General features: G+C 66.5%; 22 protein-coding genes. 10 read left to right on the top strand and 12 right to left on the bottom strand.

Going from position 1 to position 22,224, the window contains the following annotated elements:
- Nucleotides 1-9: 9 nt before the first annotated feature.
- A complete protein-coding gene (locus AU187_RS19990; RefSeq protein WP_059102265.1) occupies nt 10-915 on the bottom strand; it encodes a universal stress protein in 906 nt (301 codons plus the stop codon).
- Nucleotides 916-1,186: 271 nt separating this feature from the next.
- Nucleotides 1,187-1,729, bottom strand: a complete 543-nt coding sequence (gene ripD / locus AU187_RS19995) for an NlpC/P60 family peptidoglycan-binding protein RipD (protein ID WP_059102266.1) — start codon at nt 1,727-1,729, stop codon at nt 1,187-1,189.
- Nucleotides 1,730-1,890: 161 nt separating this feature from the next.
- Between ripD and lhgD the strand changes: the two genes are divergently transcribed.
- Nucleotides 1,891-3,114, top strand: a complete 1,224-nt coding sequence (lhgD, locus tag AU187_RS20000; RefSeq protein ID WP_059102267.1) for an L-2-hydroxyglutarate dehydrogenase — start codon at nt 1,891-1,893, stop codon at nt 3,112-3,114.
- On the opposite strand, the gene AU187_RS20005 is transcribed toward lhgD, so the two are convergent.
- Complete coding sequence (locus AU187_RS20005; protein WP_059102268.1) at nt 3,083-3,760, bottom strand: class I SAM-dependent methyltransferase; 678 nt, start codon at nt 3,758-3,760, stop codon at nt 3,083-3,085. The two genes, lhgD and AU187_RS20005, sit on opposite strands and share 32 nt — an antisense overlap.
- Before the next feature lie 73 nt (nt 3,761-3,833).
- On the opposite strand from AU187_RS20005, the gene AU187_RS20010 reads away from it, so the two are divergent.
- Both AU187_RS20010 and aceA read left to right on the top strand, forming a co-directional pair.
- On the top strand, nt 3,834-4,688 hold the full coding sequence (locus tag AU187_RS20010; RefSeq protein ID WP_059102269.1) for a helix-turn-helix transcriptional regulator: 855 nt from the start codon (nt 3,834-3,836) through the stop codon (nt 4,686-4,688).
- Nucleotides 4,689-4,729: 41 nt separating this feature from the next.
- Nucleotides 4,730-7,027 (top strand): isocitrate lyase ICL2, encoded by a 2,298-nt coding sequence (gene aceA / locus AU187_RS20015; RefSeq protein WP_059102270.1) that lies wholly within the window; start codon nt 4,730-4,732, stop codon nt 7,025-7,027.
- A gap of 8 nt (nt 7,028-7,035) precedes the next feature.
- Here aceA and AU187_RS20020 read toward each other — a convergent pair whose 3' ends face one another.
- The 5 genes from AU187_RS20020 to AU187_RS20040 all read right to left on the bottom strand — a co-directional run bounded on the left by AU187_RS20020 (nt 7,036) and on the right by AU187_RS20040 (nt 12,229).
- Complete coding sequence (locus tag AU187_RS20020; RefSeq protein ID WP_172800315.1) at nt 7,036-8,397, bottom strand: aldehyde dehydrogenase family protein; 1,362 nt, start codon at nt 8,395-8,397, stop codon at nt 7,036-7,038.
- Between the two features lie 78 nt (nt 8,398-8,475).
- Nucleotides 8,476-8,907: a type II toxin-antitoxin system Rv0910 family toxin gene (locus AU187_RS20025; RefSeq protein WP_059102271.1), complete on the bottom strand. Its 432-nt coding sequence runs from the start codon at nt 8,905-8,907 to the stop codon at nt 8,476-8,478.
- A gap of 18 nt (nt 8,908-8,925) precedes the next feature.
- Nucleotides 8,926-10,275, bottom strand: coding sequence for a sensor histidine kinase (locus tag AU187_RS20030; RefSeq protein ID WP_059102272.1), 1,350 nt, complete (start codon nt 10,273-10,275; stop codon nt 8,926-8,928).
- Entirely contained in the window at nt 10,275-10,967 is a 693-nt protein-coding gene (locus AU187_RS20035) for an Rv0518 family GDSL lipase (RefSeq protein ID WP_059102339.1), read from the bottom strand. The genes AU187_RS20030 and AU187_RS20035 overlap by 1 nt, the downstream gene beginning before the upstream one ends.
- Nucleotides 10,968-11,017: 50 nt before the next feature.
- On the bottom strand, nt 11,018-12,229 hold the full coding sequence (locus AU187_RS20040) for an acyltransferase family protein (RefSeq protein WP_059102273.1): 1,212 nt from the start codon (nt 12,227-12,229) through the stop codon (nt 11,018-11,020).
- Nucleotides 12,230-12,533: 304 nt separating this feature from the next.
- On the opposite strand from AU187_RS20040, the gene AU187_RS20045 reads away from it, so the two are divergent.
- From AU187_RS20045 to AU187_RS20060, 4 genes are read left to right on the top strand one after another with little or no spacing between them, the layout of a single operon-like run.
- Nucleotides 12,534-12,989 carry a Fur family transcriptional regulator gene (locus AU187_RS20045; RefSeq protein WP_059102274.1) on the top strand — a complete coding sequence of 152 codons (456 nt, stop codon included), beginning with the start codon at nt 12,534-12,536 and terminating at the stop codon, nt 12,987-12,989.
- A gap of 33 nt (nt 12,990-13,022) precedes the next feature.
- A complete protein-coding gene (gene katG / locus AU187_RS20050) occupies nt 13,023-15,266 on the top strand; it encodes a catalase/peroxidase HPI (protein ID WP_059102275.1) in 2,244 nt (747 codons plus the stop codon).
- Nucleotides 15,267-15,319: 53 nt separating this feature from the next.
- A complete protein-coding gene (locus AU187_RS20055; protein ID WP_156425398.1) occupies nt 15,320-16,063 on the top strand; it encodes a glutamine amidotransferase in 744 nt (247 codons plus the stop codon).
- Nucleotides 16,064-16,106: 43 nt separating this feature from the next.
- On the top strand, nt 16,107-16,760 hold the full coding sequence (locus AU187_RS20060; RefSeq protein WP_059102276.1) for an alpha/beta hydrolase family protein: 654 nt from the start codon (nt 16,107-16,109) through the stop codon (nt 16,758-16,760).
- Here the strand turns inward: AU187_RS20060 and AU187_RS20065 are convergent, their stop codons facing one another.
- On the bottom strand, nt 16,761-17,147 hold the full coding sequence (locus AU187_RS20065) for a hypothetical protein (protein WP_059102277.1): 387 nt from the start codon (nt 17,145-17,147) through the stop codon (nt 16,761-16,763).
- A gap of 81 nt (nt 17,148-17,228) precedes the next feature.
- On the opposite strand from AU187_RS20065, the gene AU187_RS20070 reads away from it, so the two are divergent.
- Nucleotides 17,229-17,891, top strand: a complete 663-nt coding sequence (locus AU187_RS20070) for an MBL fold metallo-hydrolase (protein ID WP_059102278.1) — start codon at nt 17,229-17,231, stop codon at nt 17,889-17,891.
- 83 nt (nt 17,892-17,974) lie between these two features.
- Here the strand turns inward: AU187_RS20070 and AU187_RS20075 are convergent, their stop codons facing one another.
- The 3 genes from AU187_RS20075 to AU187_RS20085 are packed head-to-tail and all read right to left on the bottom strand — an operon-like array spanning nt 17,975 to nt 20,201.
- Nucleotides 17,975-18,691: a DUF899 domain-containing protein gene (locus AU187_RS20075; RefSeq protein WP_059102279.1), complete on the bottom strand. Its 717-nt coding sequence runs from the start codon at nt 18,689-18,691 to the stop codon at nt 17,975-17,977.
- 17 nt (nt 18,692-18,708) lie between these two features.
- Nucleotides 18,709-19,431: a DUF899 family protein gene (locus AU187_RS20080; RefSeq protein ID WP_059102280.1), complete on the bottom strand. Its 723-nt coding sequence runs from the start codon at nt 19,429-19,431 to the stop codon at nt 18,709-18,711.
- Nucleotides 19,428-20,201, bottom strand: a complete 774-nt coding sequence (locus AU187_RS20085) for an ArsR/SmtB family transcription factor (RefSeq protein ID WP_059102281.1) — start codon at nt 20,199-20,201, stop codon at nt 19,428-19,430. The genes AU187_RS20080 and AU187_RS20085 overlap by 4 nt, the downstream gene beginning before the upstream one ends.
- Nucleotides 20,202-20,361: 160 nt before the next feature.
- Here AU187_RS20085 and AU187_RS20090 point away from each other — a divergent pair, with 160 nt between their 5' ends.
- Both AU187_RS20090 and AU187_RS20095 read left to right on the top strand, forming a co-directional pair.
- Nucleotides 20,362-21,498, top strand: a complete 1,137-nt coding sequence (locus AU187_RS20090; protein WP_059102341.1) for an alkaline phosphatase family protein — start codon at nt 20,362-20,364, stop codon at nt 21,496-21,498.
- A 253-nt stretch (nt 21,499-21,751) separates the two neighbouring features.
- A partial coding sequence (locus tag AU187_RS20095; protein ID WP_059167230.1) for an NlpC/P60 family protein occupies nt 21,752-22,224 on the top strand: 473 nt, incomplete at its 3' end.

Genomic DNA, 22,224 nt, shown 5'->3' on the forward strand with positions numbered 1-22,224 from the left:
CGCGCGCTGTCAGTGCACCAGCAGAACGTGGGTCGGGGTCCTGCGCGTCACCTGCTCGCTGATGGACCCGATGAGTTGCGACATCCGGCCCGTGAGCTGGTGGTTGCCCATCACTATGAGGTCGGCACCCGTCTTGTCGGCGACCTTGAGCAGACCCTTCATCGGGTCGCCCGCCACGATCACGCGCTCGGCCACCCGGGCACCGAGCGCCCGGGCGTGGCGCTCGGCGTCCTTCAGCACGGACTCGATCGAGAAAGAGCCCTGAACCAAGTAGCTCTCGTCGTCGAGGGCATTGATGGCGTTCTCCAGCGTGGGTCGGAAGAGTTCCTCGTAGGCTCCGAAGAGGATCAGGTCGGCGTCGAAATCGACGGAGAGCTTGGCCGCCCTGTCCAGCGCGGCCCTCGATCGCGGGGTGTCGTGCACGCCGACGAGGACCGTGCGGCGGTAACTTGACGGCCGCCTCCGCAGGCGGACGCGCCAGCGCTGAGAGGTGGTCTGCACGACGAAGACGTCGCACTCGGCCTCCCGGACGACCCCGCCCGGGACAGAGCCCAGCAATCGGCCACTCAGCGTTGCCAGCCCGTGGCTACCCACCATGAGCACGGGCGCCTGGTGCTCCCGCACGGCGTTGACCAGCACTGTCACCGGATCGCCCGCGACCGCATGCGTCTCGGCGTTGTCAACTCCGAACGCCTCGCATATCTCCAGGGCGCGCTTGAGGGCCAACTCGGCCGGACCAGGGCCGGCTTCCAGGTAGGAACCGCTTTCATGCGGCCGACGCTCTCCGGCGCCGTAGGCAGCGACGAGGACGAGCCGAGCCGCCGTCTCGGTACTCAGTGACGCCGCGAGCTCAACGGTGCGGCGGCCGCTGGCGCTGTCATGTACGCCGACAACGACCTTCTCGTATGTGGGCATCGTTCCGCCATTCCCTCGGACGTCCGCGGTCAGCAGCCGCTGTGCAGTGGACGTCTTGCTGGTATCGATGCTCCTCCGCGCGATGCATCACCGCAACGGAATCGGCGAAACCGTCAAATGCCTGGTAGGCAGGTGAATTCGGCTGATGCGGTCCGAGGCCGTCATCTTTGGAGACTGCGCGGACCACGCGGTCGTCGACTGCGGACTTCTATGCTTCCGGGTGGAGAAGCGTGGCAGTTGCGTAGCGTGACATAGCGTCGAGGCCTGCCTCTCACTTGATGATGCGAACCAGGTACGGCGCCATGTTGTTGGTGCGCACTGCCGAGACGGTGACAGCAGGCTCGGTGGCCTCCAGCATCTGCCCGTTGCCGAGGTACAGCGCGACGCTCTGGTTTCCGTTGGGGCCGTAGAAGATCAAATCGCCGGGCAACGCCTCCGACGGCAACACCTTCTGTCCGACGGTGTACTGCGCGCCCGACGACCGCGGCAGCTTCACCCCGATGCCGGCGAAGGAATAGACCATCAGACCGGAGGCGTCGAAACCGACGGTGCTGACTGCCGGGTTGAGGCCGACGACGTGACCCTCGCGGTCGAGCCCTGCGACGTTCTCGGCCGTGCCACTACCTTTGGTCGGTCCGTTCGCATCTCCCCCGCCGTAGGAGAACGGGACACCGCGCTGCGCCAGGCCGCGGGCGATGACGGAGTCAACCGCCTGCTGGTTGGCCGCGGACCGCGGGGACGGTGCGGCGGCGGCTACCCCGGGAATGGTCACCAACAGGGCGACACCGATCACCAAGGCGTAGATGCGTCTCATGGTTCGTTGCTCTTTCTCGACTGCGCATACCGATGGCGCTGTATCACTTGTACCGTCTGGACCTTCGAAGCTGCCAATTCGCGCCTGGCTCAAAGTCAATGAGATGCAGTACCGTAACCGAACAGTGATTACTCCCCTCCGATGCCCGTGCTGGACCAGCGATGAGTGAACGCGTCGCAGTGGTCGGCGGCGGCATCCTCGGCGTCGCAGTGGCCCGCGAGATCCTGCGGCGCAGCCCGGACTGCGGGGTGACGCTGTTCGAGAAGGAAGACCGCCTCGCGAAACACCAGACCGGGCGCAACAGCGGGGTGGTGCACGCGGGTCTGTACTACCCACCCGGTTCGCAGAAGGCGGTGCTCTGTCGTCGCGGGGTGAAACTCCTCGAGGCATTCTGCGCCGAGCGCGGGATCCGCCGGATCGCTTGCGGCAAGGTGTTGGTGGCGCTCACCGACGAAGAGCGGGCGCGGCTTGCCGACATCGAGCAGCGGGCGTTGGCCAACGGCGTTCCAGGGGTGCGGATCATCGGCGCCGAGGAGCTGAACGAGCTCGAGCCCAACGTGCGGGGAGTCGCCGCCCTGTACTCACCCTCGACCTCGATCGTCGACTACGCCGAGGTGACAAGGGCACTTGCCGCCGATGCGATCGACGCGGGCGCGAAAGTGCTTCTGCAACAGCAGATAACGGGGATGCGGCCGGGCAGTGCCGAAGTGGTTGTCAGCGCCCGTACGGCCGCCGGCGACGAGGAGGCCGCGTTCGACCGGGTCGTCGTGTGTGGCGGTCTGCAGAGTGACCGGCTCGCCGAGTTGGCCGGTGACGGCTCCGATCCGGTGATCATGCCGTTCCGCGGCGAGTACTATGCGTTGAAACCACACCGGCGCGATCTCGTCAACGGATTGGTCTATCCCGTGCCGGACCCGCGCTATCCCTTCCTCGGTGTCCACATCACCCCACGGGTGGACGGTGAGGTGCTGATCGGACCCAACGCCGTGCTGGCACTGGCGCGCGAGGGCTACTCGTGGCGCACGGTGTCGATGCGGGATGCGGCTGAAATCGCGCGAGCGCCTGCCTTCTGGCGCTTCGCCCGGCGGCACTGGCGCACGGGGATCCGCGAGGTGGCGGGTTCCTTGTCCAGGCGGCGGTTCATCACGGCCGCGAGGGCCTATGTGCCCGCATTGCGTGACGACGACGTGGTGCCCGGCACCGCGGGGGTGCGGGCCCAAGCCCTCGACGCCGACGGCGGGCTCGTCGACGACTTCCGGATCAGCATCCGCGATCGCGTTGTCCTACTCCGTAATGCGCCGTCTCCGGCCGCGACGTCCGCGCTGGCGATCGCCGAACACATCGTCGCCAGGCTCACGCCGGGCGAACAGCCCGGTAATAGGTGAGCCTGCCGACGAAGCGATGCCGTTGAGTGTCGACCTCGCTGCAATCGAAGCCGACGCTGCGCAACAGCCGCGGAATCGCGTCGCCGAGATTGCCCGCGACATGCGAGCTGCGGAGCATGCGTCGTGCCGCAAGCCCGTCGTCGGCGGTCATGTCGCCTCCGACGTCGACGAGGTACAGCCTGCCGCCGGGCCGCAGGACGCGGAAGATCTCGCGTGCGGCTTCGCTTTTCACATCGCCACCGAGATGGTGCCACATCATCGACGACAGCACCCGGTCGAACTCGCCTTCGGCATACGGGAGCTTCTGGACGTAGCCGCGCTCGAACCGAATTCCGGTCAATCCGCGGGCCTTTCGTTGAGCACGGGTAAGCGCTCGCGGGTCGGGATCGCAGCCGACGGCCGTAAGGGCCGGATAGCGGCGCTTCGCGCGGATACTGACATTTCCCGTCCCGCAACCGACTTCGAGCACCGACCTCGCGGCCGCGAGTTCGGCCCGGCTGATCAGAGCGTCGTAGACCCTGTTCATCCCCAATAATCGGGTCAGCAGGTCGTAGCCCGGCAGAAATGCATCATGGCCCGCGGCGGGTAGATAGTCATGTCGGTTACCCATGGCACCGGCGACGGAGTTTGGATGATTTTCGGTCATGCTTCCATCGTGAACGCCTGCAGCCTAACTAAGTTAGGTGATATTTGTAGAAACTAGGACTATCTTTCGTCATATGGCGCTGGCATCCCGGTTGGTCAGGCATCGAAGTGGCGTACCGATGTACCAGTATCCGACCGGTCCGGACACACCCCCGGTCTCGGTGGTCCGCGCTGGCCGGGATGAGGTGCTCGAAAGGGGTCGCCACATCCACGACTTTCCCGCCTTGTGGTACGTCTCGTCGGCCGGGCTCGTCTATGTCGCGGCGGCCGGTGCGGTGCTCGATCCGAGCCGGGTGGACCGCTCCGGTGGCGATGTCGGAATCTTCTTCGACCCCGTGGCGCTGGGCGAGGACGGCGAGTCGCCGTGGCCGGCGTGGCGGGCGCATCCGCTGCTGTTTCCATTCCTGCACAGTGAGTCCGGCGGCCTGCTCGAACTACGGCTGCCTACCGCCCGCCGCGGCGCCTGGGACGCCGCGATCGGGTCGATCGAAGCCGAGCTGACGGAGCGGAAGGACGGCTACCGGCAGGCCGCACTCGCCCACCTCACGCTGCTGCTTATCGACCTCGCCCGCCTCGCCGTTGACGTCGTCGGCGACTTGCGTCACAGCGGCGAACCCGTGCTCGCCGAGGTGTTCGCGGTGATCGACCGGCGGCACAACACGCAGCTCTCGCTGCGCGACGTGGCCGCCGAGATCGGCATGACGCCCGGCCACCTGACCACGTTGGTGCGCCGGCGCACCGGGCGCACCGTGCAGGAGTGGATCATCGAACGGCGCATGGCTGAGAGCCGCCGGCTGCTGGCCGATACCGACCTGTCGATCCAGGAGGTGGCGCGTCGGGTCGGGATAGCGGACCCCGGCTACTTCTCCAGGCAGTTCCGCCGGGTACACGGCACCTCACCGCGCATCTGGCGCGGTCGTCCCGGCTGATAACGGCAGCGTCAGCCAAGCGGTCGCCGTAGGGTGAATTCATGGCCATCATCGAAACGGACGCCGCGCCTCAGACCCCGTTTGAGCAGGAGGTCGCTGCCACCCAGCGGTACTTCGACAGCCCGAGATTCGACGGGATCACCCGCCTGTACTCAGCGCGCCAAGTCGCTGAACAGCGCGGCACGATCGCCTCCGACTACATCGTCGCGCGTGAGGCCGCCACCGCGTTCTACGCGCGTCTTCGCGAACTGTTCGCGCAGAAGAAAAGCATCACCACGTTCGGCCCTTACTCGCCCGGGCAGGCCGTCACGATGAAACGAATGGGCATCGAGGGCATCTACCTCGGTGGCTGGGCGACGTCGGCTAAAGGGTCCACGACCGAGGACCCGGGACCCGACCTCGCCAGCTACCCCCTCAGCCAGGTGCCCGAGGAGGCTGCCGGTCTGGTCCGTGCGCTGCTCACCGCGGACCGCAACCAGCAGTACCTGCGGTTGCAAATGTCGGACAAGCAGCGCGACGCGACGCCTGCCGTCGACTTCCGCCCGTTCATCATCGCCGACGCCGACACCGGCCACGGCGGAGATCCACACGTGCGCAACCTGATTCGCCGATTTGTGGAGGCCGGGGTGCCCGGTTACCACATCGAGGACCAGCGCCCGGGTACCAAGAAGTGTGGCCACCAGGGTGGCAAGGTGCTCGTGCCGTCCGACGAGCAGATCAAACGGCTCAACACCGCCCGTTTCCAACTCGACATCATGAAGGTGCCCGGCATCATCGTCGCCCGCACGGATGCCGAGGCGGCCAACTTGATCGACAGCCGCGCCGACGAGCGCGACCAGCCGTTCCTGCTGGGCGTGACGAATCTGAAGGTGCCGTCGTACAAGTCCTGCTATCTGGCGATGATGCGTCGCTTCTACGAGGCGGGCGTCAGCGAACTCAACGGCCACCTGCTCTATGCGCTGCCCGAGGGTGAGTACGCGACCGCCAACGCGTGGCTGGACCGCCACGGTATCGGCGACGCCGTTGCCGAGGCGGCCTCGACGTACCACGACCGGCCGGACGGGGCCATCGACGAGATCTTCGACGAGGTCGAGTCGAAGTGCGTCGACGCCTGGCAGGTCGATGCCGGGCTGATGACCTATGGGGAGGCCGTCGCCGAGCTACTCGAGTTCCGCGAGAGTGAAGGCGAACAACTCGATATGAGTGTGACGGAGTGGCGCGATTTTGCCCGGCTCGCACCGTTGTACACCGCGCGCGAGAAGGCCAGGGAGCTCGGCGCGGCGGTCGGCTGGGACTGCGAACTCGCCAAGACCCCGGAGGGCTACTACCAGGTCCGCGGCGGCATCCCATACGCGATAGCCAAGTCGCTTGCCGCCGCGCCATTCGCCGACATCCTCTGGATGGAAACCAAGACCGCCGACCTCGCCGACGCGCGCGAGTTCGCCGAGGCGGTCCACGCCGTGTTCCCCGACCAGATGTTGGCCTACAACCTGTCGCCTTCCTTCAACTGGGACACCACCGGCATGACCGACGACGAGATGCGGGCGTTCCCAGTGGAACTCGGAAAGATGGGTTTCGTCTTCAACTTCATCACCTATGGCGGGCACCAGGTCGACGGCGTCGCATCCGAGGAGTTCGCCACCGCACTGCGACAGGACGGCATGCTCGCGCTAGCACGGCTGCAGCGCAAGATGCGGCTTGTCGAATCTCCTTACCGCACACCGCAAACGCTCGTCGGCGGCCCGCGAAGCGATGCTGCGCTGGCTGCGTCGTCGGGCCGCTTGGCGACCACCAAGGCGATGGGCAAGGGCTCGACCCAGCATCAGCATCTGGTGCAGACCGAGGTGCCGAAGAAGCTGCTCGAGGAGTGGCTGGCGCTGTGGGGCGAGCACTACAAACTCGATGAGAAGCTGCGGGTGCAGCTACGGCCGACGCGGCCCGGGTCGGACGTGCTCGAACTCGGGATCTACGGCGAGCGTGACGGCGAGGACGAGAAGCTCGCCAACGTGATCGTCGACCCGATCAAGGACCGGCACGGCCGCAGCATCCTGACGGTGCGTGACCAGAACACCTTCGCCGAGAAGCTGCGCCAGAAGCGGCTGATGAGCGTCGTGCACCTATGGCTGATTCACCGGTTCAAGGCCGAGATCGTCTACTACGTCACGCCGACCGAGGACAACATCTACCAAACCGAGAAGATGAAGTCGCACGGCATCTTCAGCGACGTTTACCAGGAGGTCGGGGAGATCATCGTGGCCGACGTCAACCAGCCGCGAATCGAGGAACTGCTGGCCTCCGACCGGGAGGCACTGGGCCGGTTGATCCGTAAGGAGGATTAGAGCGCGGCTCAGTTGCCCGGCGGTGACCAGTGCACGACCTTCATCACGGTCATCTCGTCGAGCAGTTCGGGTCCGAAGCCGAACCCGTTGCCGCTGGCGCGGCGCGGTTGCGACGCCCCGCCGGGTGCGCCCCCGAAGACGTCGTTGATCTTGACGGTGCCGACCGGCAACGCCCGCCAGGCCTGCTGCGCGTGGGCCATGTCGGGGGTCAGCACGGTGGCGGCCAACCCGTAGCGATCGTCGGCGGCCTCGCGCAGCGCGGTCTCGAAGTCGGGCACGACCCGCACCGGCGCGACCGGACCGAACGTCTCCTCCCGAAACACCCGCATGTCCGGTGTGCAGTCGGCCAGCACGGTGGGCGGGTAGAACGCGCCCGGGCCCGGTCGCGGTTCGCCGCCGATCAAAGCCCGCGCGCCGTTGGCGACCGCGTCGTCGACGTGGTCCTGCACCACCGCACGCTGCTGCCGATCGACCATCGGCCCGATCCGCTCGTCCCATCCGCGCGCTTCGTCGACCAAAGCGTCGAGGAAGGCGTCGGCCATCGAGCCGACCACGAAAACCCGCTCGACCGACACGCAGATCTGCCCGGCGTTCGCGTACGCGCCCAGCGCGGTCTGCTCGGCCGCCCACCGCGGATCCACTCCGGCGTCGACGATCAACGCGTCGTTGCCACCGTTCTCCAGCACCGTCTTGGCGCCGCGCTCCGCGCACGCCCGCGCGATCGCCCGGCCGGCCGCACTGCTGCCGACATGTGCCACCACGTCGACGTCCTGCGCCGAGGCCAGCTGGGCACCGACCGTTCCGTCGCCGTCGAGGATTTCCAACACACCGTCGGGAAGCTGTTCGGCCAGGAGTTCGGCGAACCGCCGACCGGTTGCCGGGCACCGCTCACTTGGCTTGTGCACCACCGTATTTCCGGTCACCAGCGCCGCGCCGAGCAGACCCGCCGCCACGGCTACCGGATCGTTCCACGGGGTCAGCACCGCCACGACACCGCGTGGTTCCGGGACCATCAGGTCGGTCGCGGCCCATGACCCGTGCAGGCTGCGCCCGCGGTGCACTGGACCGAGTTCGGCGTACTGCACCAACGTGCCCGCGCCGGCGTCGACTCCGCCCAACGCGTCGTCTCGCAGCTTGCCGGTCTCGCGTTCGTTGAGCTCGGCCAGTTCGGCTGCCGCTTCGCGGACCGCAGCGGCCGCTCGCGTCAGCGCGCCGGCCCGTTCTGCCGCGGGGGTACGCGCCCACGCCGGCGCGGCCTCATGCGCTCGCGCCACGGCTTCGGCACAGGCTGCGGGGTCGGTGACCGGAATCCGGGTCACCATGTCGCCGGTACGCGGGTCCAGAACAGTCAGATCCATGGTTTGGGACATCGAAGGGTGTTACCCGCTTCCCACAGGGTCAACCGCCGTCCGGCTCAACCCTCAGGCTCAAGCCCTCAGGCTCCAACCTCAAGCGTAAAGCTCCTCGAACTTGCGGATGGACCGGTCGATATCGCCCTTGACCGCCCGCGCGGCCGCCGATCCGATCGGCCCGAACAGCGGCGCGCCGCCGAGGTTGAGGGTGAGGGTGAAGGCGCTGCCCTTCTTCGTCGGAGCCACGGTCATCGTCAGCCCATACCTGGTGCCGCCGACGCCGTTTCCGGTCACCTCGATCAGCTGGGGCGGGTCGAACTTCTTGATGGTCCAGGTGACCCGGTTGCGCAGGCCTTTCGCGCCGGCCACTCCGACGATGGTGGTGCCTACCGACAGTTCGTCGGGCAACTCGCTTCGCCAGCCCTCGTGCATCACCAGCCAGTCACCCAGCGAGCTGAGGTCCGAGACGTGTTCCCACGCGTCCTGTGGGCTCAACGCCAATTCGCGCGACAACTCGAGTTTCGCCATCTTGGGATGCTAACCACCTCAGCTCGGCGCGGGCAGGCTCAGCACCAGCCGCGCGCCGCCCAGCGGGCTGGTTTCCATTGTCGCGGTTCCGCCGTGCAGCTCGGCCTGCTGGGCCACCAGCGCCAAGCCCAGTCCAGAACCGGAGCGTGCCGCGGTCGAGCCGCGCGAGAACCGTTCGAACACCGCGGCCCGTTCGTCCTCCGGTATCCCCGAGCCGTTGTCGTCGACGGTGATTCTCACGCCTTCGCCGGAACTGTCCGCGCCGAGCTGGATCTCGGTGGCGCCGCCGTGCTTGATCGCATTGGTGATCGCGTTGTCGACGACGAGCCGCAGCCCGGCCGGCAAGCCCAACATGAGCACCGTCGTCGACGAAGCCAGCGACACCCGCAGACCGGGATAGTTGCGCATCGCGTCGTGCGCGGCCCGGTCCAGCAGCTCGGTGATGTCGACGGGCACGAAGTCGTCGACGGTGGTCAACTGGCCCTGGGCCAGGCGTTCCAGTGCCGTGAGCATCGCCTCGACGCGGCTCTGGGTGCGCATCACGTCGGCGATCACCTCCTGGCGCTGCTCGTCGCGCATCTGCAATGTGGACAGCACCTCGAGATTGGTGCGCATCGCGGTCAGCGGGGTGCGTAGCTCGTGCGACGCCACCGCGGCGAAGTCGCGCGCCGATTCCAGCGCCGCTCTGGTGCGTTGCTGTTCGTCGCCGATACGGGCGAGCATCCCTTCGACCGCCTCGGCGATCTCGACGGCCTCCTGCACGCCGCGCACCTGAACCTCGTCGGGTTTCGACTGCGCGTTGATCGCGCGGGCCTGCTGGGCGAGCAGGCGGAACGGGTTGATCATGATCGACCACATCACCCAGCCGACGAGGACGGTGCCCACGATCACGCCGCCGCAGATCAGCAGCACCCGGCGGTGCAACTCGTCGATGCGGCGCTGGGTCTCGGCCAGCGGCGCGCCGACTGCGATCAACGCGTCACCGGCGGCGAATGTCCGCACCCGGTATTCGACGCCGTCGATGGTGGTGTCGGCGTAGCCGATGTCGAACTTCGGCAACACCACGTCCTCGGGTATGGAGACGGTGACGCCGTCAACCCGCGCGGTGCGCACCAGCCCGCCGTCCGGGATGGGTGGGTCGACGTCCACCTGCTGTGCGGTGCGCAGCAGCGTGCTGATGTCGCCCAGGCTGCTGACAGAGTCGAGGCGGCGGTCCAGTTGACTGTATTGGTCGTTGGTGACGCCGAACCACACCCATGCGCCCAGCGTGATCACTAGCGCCACCACCGACAGCGCCGCCACGATCACGATGATCCGAAGCGACAACACCCGCGTCAGCAGCTGGTACAGGCGTCCGCCGAGGACCATCAGATGCCGCGCGGCAGTTGCGCGCCGATGAGCGGCGCGATCTTCTCGGCCATATAGGTGTGGCCCGCATCGGTGGGGTGAACGCCGTCGGAGCCGATCAGCTCGGGTCTGTCGACGAACCAGCGCGCGGCGATCGGGTCGATGAACGTCGCACCCGCCAGCTCGGCCTGGTACTCGAGGGTGTCGCGGATGCGCATCACCTCAGCGGGGACGTCGGCTGTCGGCCACGGCGGCCCGATCACCAGCAGTCGCGCCGACGGTGCGATCCGACGCGCCAACTGGAATGTGCCGTAGATGAGGATCGACAGCTGGGTGGGATCGACACGCTGATCGTTGCGGGAACCGAAGAACACCACGAGGGTGTCGTCGGGCTTCACCGTGGCGGCGGTCAAATCCTCGAACAGGCTGCCGCGGTTACCGCGGGTGCCGTAGCCGGCCCCGCCTTCGGCACCGACGTCGGCCGTGGTGGCGACCCCTTGTCGAGCCAGGATCTGCCATGCCTGTGTCGGCCATCCTTTCGCGTCGAGCCCGCCTTCGTCGCTGCCGGTCGTGTACGAGTCACCGATCACCGCGATGCGATTGACCGCGAAGTTGAGCTCGACGATCTCTTTGTCGCGCAGTGGTTCCCGATGCTGGCATCCCGCGACGATCAAGAGTGCGAGCGACAGCACAATCGTCACCACGCGCCTCACCGCTCCAGCGTAGGGCTGCGACGACGCCAGCACCGCAGCGACTCGCGTGGTCATCCGGCGCGGGCCGAAAACACCTCTGCTCGTTCGCGCGGGTGCAACACGGTGTGCAACTTGCCATGGGTATCCGAACGCGTGGGGGCGCTCATCATGCCGCGCATCCATTTCCGGGCAGGCTCCTCGACGAAGTGGTACAGCATGACCGCGCCGATCAGCGCGGTGCCGAGCAAGGCAACCATTATCAACTTGCCCGTGAGGTCCGGCGACAGTTGCAGCTCGAATTGCGCCACCATCCAGTTCCAGGTGGTGTGCACCAGTTCATGGACCATGTACAGGCTGAACGACACGTGGCCCAGGTACACGATCGGCCGCAGCGACAGCAACCAGGGCAAGGTTCCCGACCCGATGGCCAGCGTGAACAGCAAGGGTACGAACAGCACATCGACCAGGCCTGCGCTGTCGGGGACCTTAGACAGCGGGTGGGCGTCGAGCAGGTAGAGGATGGCGACGATCGCACCGCCCAGCAGAACTGCGGCGTACCCCGCCGCACGCCGGGTCCGGTCGCTGGGTTGCAGCTTGCGGACTGCGGCACACACCAGCGCACCGGCGGTGAACTGCATGACGATCCGCGGCAGCCAACTCCACGGTGTGTAGAACAGCCCGGTGGCCAGCAGCAGCAGGATCGGCGGCATGGTGGCGACGAAGGCCAGCGCGATCAAGCCCCGCGCCCGTGTCGCTCGCGCGATCCGGAAGATCACCAGGATCAGCGCGCCGAACAGCAGATAGGCCAGCCATTCGGCGCTGATCGACCAGGCCGGGCCGTCCCAGCTGGACCCGTCGAAGAACGGCACGAACCACAATTGGACCATCAGCGCCTGGCGGATGTAGTTCGTGGCGGTCAGAGTGTCGGCCGCCGGCGACGGCACGTGGCCGATGTACAGGGTGAAGATGATCCACAACGCCGCCAGATGCATCGTCACCAGGTACACCGGCCATACGCGGGCCAGCCGCAACCAGAGAAAGCGCGCGGTGGCCCGCCACGAAAACGACGGCCCCATTCGATCGAGATAGTTCCACGTGAGCACGAACCCGCTGAGCATGAAGAACAGGTCCACGCCCTGCGCACCGCAGTTGAGCAGCGGCGCAAGCGCCGACCGGAAGCCCGGCACCGACTCCTCTAGAAGCGGCCGGAAGTGGAACAGCACCACCCACACGGCGGCGACGATGCGCAGGCCGGAAAGGGCTCTGATTTCGCCGGTGCGCACAACACTCTCTTCGCGGAAGTCCGTAGCTTCTCGTTCGGGTCTCGCCTGATGTCCACTCGCCGGGTGGTCCACTCCCCTGACCACAGACGGTCCCGACCCGGCAGCTTGGGAACAGTACCAGCCGCGCCGGTATCCGGAACAAGCGTGGAAACCCCGTGACACGGCCTCTGCGACATCGAAAAACGTTGGCGACGAGGCACTTCGGTCACTGCAGCAACGGTCCTGTCCGAATTTGCGACACGCCGCAGAAAGCCATGCCCAATCAAGTCTTGACTCATTCCAGATAACGCGGCATATTGACAGCGTGCCTTCCACGCCCGACTACGCGGACCGGCTGCGCGCGGCCGACCTTCGCGTGACTCGCCCGCGACTCGCGGTGCTCGAGGCGGTCTACGGCAACCCCCATTCGGACACCGAAACGATCTTCGGCGCGGTCCGCCTCGCTCTCCCGGACGTCTCCCGTCAGGCCGTCTACGACGTGCTTGCCGCGCTCACCACCGCTGGGTTGGTACGCCGGATCCAGCCCTCCGGTTCGGTGGCCCGATATGAGTCACGCGTCGGCGACAACCATCACCATGTCGTGTGCCGGTCGTGCGGCGTCATCGCCGACATCGACTGTGCCGTCGGCGAAGCGCCCTGCCTGACGCCGTCGGACCCCGACGGCGCGCTGGACGGCTTCGTGCTCGATGAGGCCGAGGTCATCTACTGGGGCCTGTGCCCGGACTGCTCGGCATCGCAAGTTTCCGGATCACGACCGTGATCGCAGCCCAAACAACCGATCGGAAGGAACGCTGTGTCTGATACCTCTGACGCTCGCCCGCCTCACGCCGACTCCAAGACGGCCAGCCACAGTGAGAGCGAGAACCCGGTTATCGATTCGCCGAAGCCGAAGACGCACGCTCCGCTGACGAACCGGGACTGGTGGCCCGAACAGGTCGACGTGTCGGTGCTGCACAAGCAGAACGAGAAGGGCAACCCGCTCGGCGAGGACTTCGACTACGCCGAGGAGTTCAAGAAACTCGACCTCGAGGCGTTCAAGCGGGACGTCGTCGAGTTGATCAACACGTCGCAAGATTGGTGGCCGGCCGACTACGGCAGCTATGCCGGTTTGTTCGTCCGCATGAGCTGGCACGCCGCGGGCACTTACCGCATCTTCGACGGCCGCGGTGGCGCCGGACAGGGTGCCCAGCGTTTCGCCCCCCTCAACAGCTGGCCGGACAACGCCAGCCTGGACAAGGCCCGCCGGTTGCTGTGGCCGATCAAGCAGAAGTACGGCAACAAGATCTCCTGGGCCGACCTGATCGCGTACGCCGGAGACGCCTCATTGGAGCAGTCGGGCTTCAAGACGATGGGTTTCGCGTTCGGCCGCGAGGACATCTGGGAGCCCGAGGAGATGCTGTGGGGCCAGGAAGACACCTGGCTGGGCACCGACAAGCGCTACGGCGGGACCAACGACAGTGACCGCCAGTTGGCCGAGCCCTACGGCGCGACCACGATGGGCCTGATCTACGTCAACCCGGAAGGCCCGGAAGGCAAGCCGGATCCGCTGGCCGCGGCGCACGACATCCGCGAGACGTTCGGCCGGATGGCGATGAACGACGAGGAGACCGCTGCGCTGATCGTCGGTGGTCACACGCTGGGCAAGACCCACGGCGCAGGTTCGGACGAAGGCATGGGGCCCGAGCCCGAGGGGGCCCCGATCGAACAGATGGGATTGGGCTGGAAGTGCCCGTTCGGCTCCGGCAAGGCAGGCGACACCGTCACCAGCGGGCTGGAGGTGGTCTGGACCCCGACTCCGACCAAGTGGGACAACAGTTACCTGCAGACCCTGTACGGCTACGAGTACGAGCTGACCAAGAGCCCCGCCGGCGCCTGGCAGTTCGAGGCCAAGGACGCCGAGGCGATCATTCCCGACCCGTTCGGCGGCCCGCCGCGCAAGCCGACCATGTTGGTCACCGACCTCTCGATGCGGGAGGACCCGATTTACGGCGAGATCACCCGCCGCTGGCTCGACCATCCCGAGGAGATGGACGAGGCGTTCGCCAAGGCGTGGTTCAAGCTGATGCATCGCGACATGGGCCCGATCAGCCGCTATCTCGGGCCGTGGATTCCCGAGCCGCAGCTGTGGCAGGACCCGGTTCCGCCGGTGGATCACGAACTGGTCGACGAGCAGGACATCGCGCAGCTCAAGTCGAAGCTGCTCGACTCCGGCCTGACGGTGCAGCAGCTGGTGAAGACGGCATGGTCGTCGGCATCGAGCTTCCGCGGCACCGATAAGCGGGGCGGCGCCAACGGCGCACGGATCCGGCTGGAGCCGCAGAAGAACTGGGAGGCCAACGAGCCGGCCGAGTTGGCACAGGTGCTGCCGGTGCTCGAGCGCATCCAGCAGGAGTTCAACTCCTCGGCCACCGGCGGCAAGAAGGTCTCGCTGGCCGACGTGATCGTGCTGGGTGGTTCGGCGGCGATCGAAAAGGCCGCCCGCGACGGTGGTTTCGAGATCGATGTGCACTTCGCGCCGGGTCGGACCGACGCCACGCAGGAGAACACCGACGTGGAGTCGTTCGCGGTGCTCGAACCGCGGGCGGACGGGTTCCGCAACTTCGTGCGGCCGGGCGAGAAGAATCCGTTGGAGCAGCTGCTGGTCGAGCGGGCTTACATGCTCGACCTGACGGCTCCGGAGTTGGCGGTGCTGATCGGCGGCCTGCGGGTGCTCAACGTCAACCACGGCGGCAGCAAGCACGGCGTGTTCACCGACAGGCCGGGCGTGCTGAGCAACGACTTCTTCGTCAACTTGGTCGATATGGGCACGGAGTGGAAGCCGTCGGAGACCGCCGAGAACGTCTACGAGGGTCGGGACCGTTCCTCCGGGGCGGCCAAGTGGACCGCCACCGCCAACGACCTGGTGTTCGGTTCGAACTCGGTGCTTCGTGGCATCGCCGAGGTCTACGCGCAGGACGACAGCAAGGACAAGTTCGTCGAGGACTTCGTCGCCGCCTGGGTGAAGGTCATGAACAACGATCGGTTCGAACTGGACTGAGCGCAATCGACGACGCGCGGCACCCCGCGGGCTCACCGAGTTCGCGGGGTGCCGTGCTGTCTAAGCCGTTCCTGCTGCTGTCGATCCGCGGCGAGGACGAAGCCGCCGACGAGGAGTATCGGGCGATGATGCGCTTCGCCGGCCTCGACACGTGCGGCATGCGGCGCATCCGGTTGACCCACGAGTCGTTGGGCCGCATCGACCTGACGGACTGGTCCGGCATCATCCTCGGCGGCGGCCCCTACAACGTCAGCGACACCGCCGAATCGAAGTCGGCGACGCAGCGGCGGGTCGAGTCCGAGTTGCTGGAGCTCATCGGCCGCATCGTCGACCACGATTTCCCCTTCCTCGGATGCTGTTACGGCGTCGGCACCCTCGGTACGGTCATCGGCGCGACAGTGGACCGGACACACCCGGAACCGGTCGGCGGGCTCACTGTGACCGTGACGCCCGCGGGCCGCGATAACGAGTTGTTCGCCGAGGTGCCCGACGTCTTCGACGCGTTCGGCGGGCACCGGGAGGGCGCGACCTCGCTTCCGCCGGACGTGGTGCGCCTCGCCTCGTCGCGGGACTGCCCGGTGCAGGCGTTTCGGGTCGGGGGTCACGTGTACGCCACGCAGTTTCATCCGGAACTGGACCTCGACGGCATGATCACTCGCATCGACGTCTACAAGAACCACGGCTACTTTCCGCCCGAGTCGGCTGAATCGCTGAAAGCGGCTGCCCGCCAGTGGGATGTCCGATATCCGCGAACCATCCTTCAACGATTCGTCGACAGGTATGCGCGTCGGCGGTGACAGGCACGGTTGGCCTCGCGGTTATCGGGGCACTCCGTAGTCCGTGCACACCGTCGAGTACTCCCCCGGCCGGTCCGCCGACGTCTTCGGCGACGCGTCCCAACCGACAGTCCTGATGTGGCACGGCGCGCAGACCGATTCGCGCGCCGCGATGCGACCGCTGGCCGAACGCTTGCACGAGCACGGCCCGGCCGTCGTGCTCGCCGACTGGGACTCGCACGCCGACGACCGCGGCCGGGCGGACCTGCTGGCGTCGGCCGGCTATGCGCGGGAACGCGCCGACGGTAAGCCGTTGGTACTTGTCGGCTGGTCGATGGGCGGGTTGGCGGCGGCGGGGCTGGCGATCCACGCCGGACAGTTCGGTGTGACCCACACCGTCTGCCTCGCAGGGGCATTCATGGTTGCCGACCCGATTTCCGGTGCCCGGCTGCCGGACCAATTGGACGGCGACCCGGTGTCGTTCACGCTGTTGCACGGCGAGCACGACGACGTCGTACCCGTCGAGGTGAGTCGCGGTTTCGCCGAGACGCTCTCGCGTAACGGCTGGCCGGTCGACTATGCGGTGGTGGCGGCGGATCACGGCTCGATCGCGGGCGCGACCTACGACCCGGCGGCGGACTGTTATCACCCGGCCTCCGACCCGACGACGCTCGAGGTCGCGGCCGACGTGGCGGCCCGGATCGCCGCTACGCTCTGATCACTCCGCAGTGTCGATTCGGTGGGCCCACCGCAGGTGGCCACCACCCATGTCGGCGCACACGAACGCCACGCCATCAGAGCCTTGAGCGGACAGATTTCGCTCCGGGCAGTCCATTGCGACGTTGTGCACACCGACCAGTGGGCCCGCGGGGGTCCAAACTCCGACCCTGTTGCAGACGAACGTCGCGCCGGTGGGGCCCAGCCCGTAGTTGAAGAACTTGCCCGGAGCACAAGGCGCTCCCTCTACGACGTTGCGCTCGACGTTGGGTACGCAGTCAGCGGAATAGCAGACCGCGGAGGCATTGGGCGCGAACACGATCGACGCGGCGACCGCCGTCAGGACCGTCGTCAGGACCGCCGTGCCGGCGGTGTGTGAGCACGCCATCTGTTGATGGTGGCACCTGGCTTCGAAGTTCGGGGAGAAATGACTTGACCTCAACAATAGTTGAGGTCGCAGGATCTTGTCATGGCTACTTCAACGACGCACGAAATGCTTCAACTACGCGAAGATCTCTGGCAGACCCGGATGGACACGCCTCTTCCGGGACTCACGACGCACGCCTACCTGTGGCGTGGTCCGCGCGGCAACGTGCTTTTCTACAGTCCCGCCACGGAAGCGGACTTCGACGCGATCGACGCCCTCGGTGGTGTCGCAGCGCAGTACCTGTCGCACCAGGACGAGGCGGGGCCGAACCTGGCGCAGATCGAGAAGCGTTTCGGTCGCCGACTGCACGCACCGGAAGCTGAGATCGAAGTAATCGCAAAGCACGGCCGCGTCGACGTGCCCATCGGTACCACGCGCCACGTCGATGACAACGGCGTCGAGGTGCTTCCCACGCCGGGGCATTCACCCGGCAGCACAAGCTATCTGGTCACCGGGGTCGGCGGGGAAAGGTATTTGTTCACCGGCGACACCATGTTCCCCACCGCTGAAGGCTCGTGGGCCACGTTCCTGGTTCCCGGCCGCGGCGATGCCGGTCAGCTCCGGGAAAGCGTGCTGCTGCTGGGCACGGTTACGCCTGATCTCGTGATCTCCAGCGCCTTCGGTGGCGACTCGGCATTTGTGGTCGTCGACGAGGCCCGGTGGGCCGAGTGCGTGGCTCAGGCGTTGGCGAGCGTCCCGTCCTAGCTTGGGAGTCTGGTGAACGAATCCCGCGCGTCAGGCACTCCTGACCGGTTGACTACAGCCACCGGGTGCGTGCTACCAACCGGCTAAGCGTCCTCGAACCACCGCGACGGCTCGTGTGTGCCGTATTCGTCGTGCCAGTCCCACCACTCGTAGGGCGGTGTCTGCGGATAGTCCTCCGGCGAATCCTCCCAATCCTCTTGGCGGCCAAGAGCGGTCATGTCGAGGTAGCTCCACGTCGTGACGAACGCCTCGTCGCCGCGCTCGTTGATGAAATAGGTGCGGAAGACGCTATCGCCGTCGCGAATGAAGGCGTTGTGGCCGTGCCACTCGTCGACGCCGAAGTCCTTGTCGAAGTCGTCAGTGATCGTGTACCACGGGATGTGCTCCCAACCCATCCGCGCCTTTAGCCGTGCGATGTCCGCCTGCGGGGCAGGCGAGGCGTAGACGAGCGTGGTGTCGCGAGCGTTGAGATGAGCCAGGTTCGGAACGTGGTCGGCCATCAAGGAGCAGCCACAGCAGGCATGGTCGGGCCAACCTTGATCGTCGGGTCCGTGGAAAGTGCTCGGCCCAAAGAACGCCCGGTAGACGATCAGCTGTCGGCGGCCTTGGAACAGATCTAGGAGACTCGCCTTGCCATCGGGCCCTTCGAACTCGTACTCCTTCTCCACCGCGGTCCAAGGCATTCGCCGGCGCTGTGCCGCCAACGCGTCTTTGGCGCGGGTGAGCTCCTTTTCCTTGACGAGCATTTCCTTCAGCGCAGCGTCCCATTCCGGCGCCGATACAATTGGTGGTGTTTTCATTTACTCTCTCTCCCTTACTATTTCAGCGTCAGGTCATCGGAGCGCCCGGCTTCAAGGCGCGGCCATTGGGATATCGGACGCCCGTTGCTACGCATAGGTTGGCCGTCGTCGAGGGGGTAAATGGGCCAGCCCGCAGGCGAGTCCTCCCACGCCTCCTGGCGTCCGTACACGGTGAGGTCCATGAGCGCGAGGCTGTAGTCCATGGCCTCTACGCCGCGGTAGTTCGTCCAATAGGTCTCGAAGACGCGGTCACCGACGCGGAGATAACACACGAGATGCATCAGGCCTTGTTGCCGCCCGACGAGCAGCGTTTCCAGCGAGTCATGCGCCGAATACCACGGCATGTCCCAGCCCATGAAGTCGCGGTAGCGGCGGCTTTCGTCGAACGGACCCTGACAGAACACCGCGTAGGTGATGTCGCGAGAGTGGAGGTAGGACAACTCCGCAACGTGCGTGGTGCACCAGGTGCAGCCCTCGCACTGCTCGGATGCCGGATGGCCCGGATACCACATGAAGTAGTACGCGATCAGTTGGCTGCGCCCCTCGAATGCATCGAGCACGGTGACCTGTCCTCGAGGGCCGATCAAGGGTGTCGTGGCATCGATTTCGACCATCGGTAGGCGCCGGCGGGCCGCCGCGATCGCGTCGCCTTCACGGGTGTGTTCCTTCTCTCGGATACGGAGTGCATCGATTTCCGCTTGCCACGTCGCCCGGTCGGTGATGGCAGGCATGCCCGTCATGACTGCTCGAGTTCTGATTTGAGGTTGGCGAGCTTCCACGGCCAGCCACCCGAGATCAGTTCGCGGACAGCGCTTTCCGGCGGGAAGTCGTCGTGTACGACGGTCAGCTTGACCTGGCCCTCGTCGACCGGCTCGATCTCGAACGTCACCTTGGACCGCCTCTCTGCCGCCGCCTTCGCGATGACATCCTCATTGAGGCCCAGCGTCGTCAGTTCGGGTACGAACGTGTGAAAGGTGAAGGCGAGCCTGCGGTACGGGTCCGACTCGAGGATGACCTGCTCCGGGTGTTCGATCTCCAGACCGCTGCGGTCGGACCATATGTACGCAGAGCCCTTCTCGAAGTCGGACACGAGTGCATGGCCCATGTAGCGACTCGAGAACGCGGGGTCGGTGATGGCCTGCCACAAGCGTTCGGGCGTGGTACGGATGTAGGTGACGTAGACGAATTCGCTGTTGCTCATCGGGTGGGTCTCCAATGCTGTCTTGAGGTCCGCGAGCGTCTGTACCCGCGCGCGGTCGTACTGGTTGATCCAGCGGTCGGCGATCGCGTTGATCGGTTCGGCGTTGAGGTAGTGCAGCTTTTCCCTCCCCCGCCACACGGTGGTGATGAGATTGGCGTCTTCGAGCACCGCGAGGTGCTTGCTGACCGATTGGCGTGCCATCTCCAGGCCTGCGCACAAGTCGCGCAGGCTCTGCCCGTTGCGGGTGTTCAGGCTGTCGAGCAGCAGCCGTCGGTTCGGATCGGCAAGCGCCCGGAAAACGTCGTCCATATCCGCCTCGGATATATGCAGCCAGATGGCTGCGTATCCGACTATATGCAGCCAGATGGCTGCGTGTCAATGCCTCTTCGGTGCTGACCCGACGTCATCGAAGTTGCGGAACCGCTTTGACCAGCATCCGCTGCGCGGGCCGTGTGGCAGGCTCGCCGGTGTGGACCTGCCGACGCCGGACCCGGACCTGGCGCACCTGGCCGATGTGGTGCCGTCGGTTTTATCGGCGATGGGCGCGGACGGCTTCGACAACCGGATCGGCCTGCCGGGCGACATCGCCGGGGCATGTGTCCTGCTGATCGACGGACTCGGCGCCGAACTGCTCGACACGTACGCCGGCGACGCGCCCGTTCTGGCGGGGTTACGCGGACAGACGCTCACCGTCGGGTTCCCCTCGACCACCGCCGCCGGACTCGCGGCGATCGGCACCGGCTGCCCGTCCGGCGAGCATGGATTCGTCGGCTATTCGTTCCGGCTACCGGAGGCCGGTGTGATCAATGCCCTGCGCTGGCGGCCGCACCCCTGGGGCGAGGACCTTCGCGGCACGGTGCTCCCGGAACAGGTGCAGCCCCGACCGACCACCTTCGAGCGGGCCGACGCGGTGGGCATCGCCGTCAACGTGATCTCGGGCGCCGAGTTCACCGGGTCCGGGCTCACCCGCGCCGTGCTGCGCGGCGGGCGTTATGTGGGCGTGCATGCGCTCGGCGATCTTGCGGCTGCGGTGCGGGATACGCTCTCTGACAACGGTTTCTGCTACGGCTATCACAGCGAACTCGACATGCTCGGCCACCTGCACGGCCCGGGGTCACCACCGTGGCGCATGCAGTTACGTCAGATCGACCGGCTCGTCGAGTCGGTGCTCGAGGCGCTGCCGCCCGGCGGGCTGCTGGCCGTGGTCGCCGACCACGGCATGGTCGAAGTCCGGGAAGCCGAGACCGTGGACGTCGACGCCAACCCCGCCCTACTCGACGGTGTGCAGGCGATCGGCGGAGAGCCGCGGGCTCGACACATCTATATAGAGGACGGCTCGCTAAGCGACGTGCTCGCCACGTGGCGCGCCACTCTGGGCGAGCGGGCATGGGTGCTCTCACGCCAGGAGGCCGTCGAGGCGGGGTGGTTCGGCGAGCGCGTCAGCGATGCGGTGCGGCCCCGCATCGGCGACGTGGTGGCGGCCGCCCGCGGCGCGGCTGCGGTGGTCCGGCGCACTGTCGAACCGCTGGAATCATCACTGATCGGACATCACGGCTCTCTCACCTTCGCTGAGCAGACCGTCCCGTTGCTGCTGGCGTACGGTTGAGACCTGCAGGACAGCGGGGCCGATTCCGCTGAAAGTCTTTTGCGTTCAGACTGTTTCGAGTTACTCCGTGGACGGCTGAGGGCAAAAGCTCTGTTGCACCGCATGATTCACGTTTGGCAATCGATGTTGCTATGCCGCTACGAAAAGTCACGATCTGCAATGACATTCGTGAAGTACGCAATAGAACGCGCAGGTTGTGAACGCTGTCACAGAATTTGGTGACGCTGCAACGGCACTTGTAACGTCCCGGCGCATGTTTGCTCTTGCCACGCTCTTGACGCTTGTGAACCAGGTGTCGGGCACGCCGTACGTCTCGGGCGGGGACTCCCCGGCGGGTACGGACTGCTCCGGCCTGGTGTCCTGGGTGACGAATGCGGCGACCGGTCGGCCCGTCTACGGCGACAGGTTCAACACGGGAAACATCGAGCAGGAGCTGCTCGAACGTGGATTTCAGTACGGCACCCAGCCCGGTGCGTTGGTGGTCGGCTGGAACAGCGGCCACACCGCAGCCACCCTGCCCGACGGCACCCCGGTCTCATCCGGTGAAAGCGGCGGCGTCAAGATCGGCGGTGGCGGCGCCTACCAGGATCAGTTCACCAACCACATGTTCCTGCCGGTGCCGCCCGAGCAGCCCTTGGCGCCCGGTGCGCCGCCCGCGCCGGTGGTGATGATGGCCGGGGTGCCGTCGGGCAGGGTGGCTGCGGTGTGGCCGCTGTTCCAGCCGAC

Origin of the sequence: Mycobacterium sp. IS-1556 (genome assembly GCF_001499985.1) — a bacterium.
Lineage (GTDB): Bacteria > Actinomycetota > Actinomycetes > Mycobacteriales > Mycobacteriaceae > Mycobacterium.